At 42.4% G+C, this 1,966-nt stretch carries 1 protein-coding gene; it reads right to left on the bottom strand.

The features are described 5' to 3' along the window. Positions 1 to 185: 185 nt before the first annotated feature. Positions 186 to 701 (bottom strand): DUF6933 domain-containing protein, encoded by a 516-nt coding sequence (locus AKL11_RS23910; RefSeq protein ID WP_067522832.1) that lies wholly within the window; start codon positions 699 to 701, stop codon positions 186 to 188. Positions 702 to 1,966 lie beyond the last annotated feature (1,265 nt).

Here is a 1,966-nt window from a genome sequence, read left to right as displayed (position 1 = left end):
GAATTAACGACCAAACTCTATCGCCAGCTTGCAAAACGAAGACTACCGATTCCATATGAACTTTTTGATAGAACAGAACAAAAAAACTTCCAACGCCGTAAAACTCTCGGGTTTACAACTCAGGCAGAAACACAGCAGCTAACGCCAATTTCAGGGGCGCCGCAGGCGTCCCCTGGAAATTTTTGTTATGTTGCGGATATTAATAACTTTTTAGCTTTGGTTATTGAGTATTCCCAATCAATGTTTCTTTGAGGAGTTCTATTGACCTTTTTGATAATTGCCTCCAAGTCACAATGCTCAAGACCACCATCCATTTCAATATGATTCTGATACATAAAAATTAGGTCATTCATATTGCCGTTAAATTTACGGCTTGCTGTTGGGGCGATATAAATTTCCTGAAGCGATTCAACTACCTTAGATATTTGATGATCACTAAACCCTTCAGAATCAAGTAAATGTGCTAAACCTATTGGAAATCCCTCAATAATCAACTTTGCTTTCGATTTTGTTACTCCAACAATAATAAAAGACAAAAGAGTTTTCTCATTCATATAAACGAGAATATTCCTCCGATTCTGAGTAAACACATTAACAAACCAGTTACCAATTATATGCTGAGAATCGCTAGGTTCAGAAAGATTCTCTTTCTTAAGCGAGAGCAGATCTTGAACCTTTTTTGTACAGCGAAGTTGGATCATATTTTATCCGCCAAAAAATTCTGATTAGCATAACAAAAATCAATGTTCCGTACAGCCAAGCTGATATATATTTGCAGGAGCGACATAACGCCAAAATGTGCGGCGCCGTAGGCGTCCGGTGCGCAGCACGAACACGATTTTATTGTTAGCTGCGGAAGCCCGTAAAATGGTTGAACTGTGACGAAAACCAGAAGCGAGTACGACTGGCAACAACGTAGAAACCAGAAGATGTACCACCAGAGAATTTGTACGATGCTGCAAACCATGCGGAACCAAAATGCAGCGAAACAGTTTGAACCAAAAGGTTTGACTACTTGAGGTTTACGACAATGAAATTTTCTGGCTTGGCACAAACCGGAAACTTTGCACGCTACAGAAAACCAGAGAAAACCCCACCACCTGACCGATAGAAAAAATTGAAAGGAAACCGATGTTTGTGCTGGCGCTGTAAAGGGAAATTGGCACGCTACCGCCTGCCAGCTTGGTAAAAACAAACAGCAAACTACGATTTTTACGCTGGCATAAAAGAAGGAATAAACGACAAAAGTCTCACGCCAGCTTGCAAAAAAAAAGCTTACCGACTTCTTCTGAACTTTTTGATAGAACAGAACAAAAAACTTCTAACGCTGAAAAACTATCAGGTTTGCAACTCTGGTAGAAACACAGCAGCTAACGCCAAAATGTGCGGCGCCGCAGGCGTCCGGTGCGCAGCACGAACACGATTTTATTGTTAGCTGCGGAAGCCAGAACAATCTCTGCTTTTTGCACCAAACCGGCAGCGAAGCGACTTGCAGCAAATGAGAACTCGCAGGTTTCTGTTGAAGATTGAGAACATCGCTGAAAACTGCACTGAACCAAAATGCCGAAAACCAGTTTGAACCAGAAGGTTTGAAAACTAAAAGGCAAACGACAATGTAGAAGCTGGCCTGCACAAAACCTGACGATGAAAGATGTTCGAGCCAACATTTTGAACAGATAGTGACGTAAGCGGGACGCGCACCGTAAAACGTGAACCAGACGTTGGCTTGCACAGAACCTGGTTACACAGATTTCGATGGCCAGCCAGTACGATGAAAAAAACTCTCCGACAAGCAAAACCTTTTAAAAATCCCCGATGCAAAAACTCACAGCGGAGACAATCTAACAGAAATAAACCTTCACTACGAAACAAGCAGCTAACGCCAACTTAAGCGGCGCCGCAGGCGTCCGCTTGAAGTTTTTGTTAGCTGCGGAAGCCCGTAAAATGGTTGAACTGTGACGAAAAC

Origin of the sequence: Endozoicomonas ascidiicola, assembly GCF_001646945.1 — a bacterium.
In the GTDB taxonomy this organism is placed as follows: domain Bacteria; phylum Pseudomonadota; class Gammaproteobacteria; order Pseudomonadales; family Endozoicomonadaceae; genus Endozoicomonas; species Endozoicomonas ascidiicola.
This window is presented reverse-complemented; position numbering and strand designations above follow the sequence as displayed.

What these genes read in the sequence shown, in the direction of transcription:
- AKL11_RS23910 (WP_067522832.1), bottom strand. Translation starts at nt 701, where the DNA reads ATGATCCAACTTCGCTGTACAAAAAAGGTTCAAGATCTGCTCTCGCTT.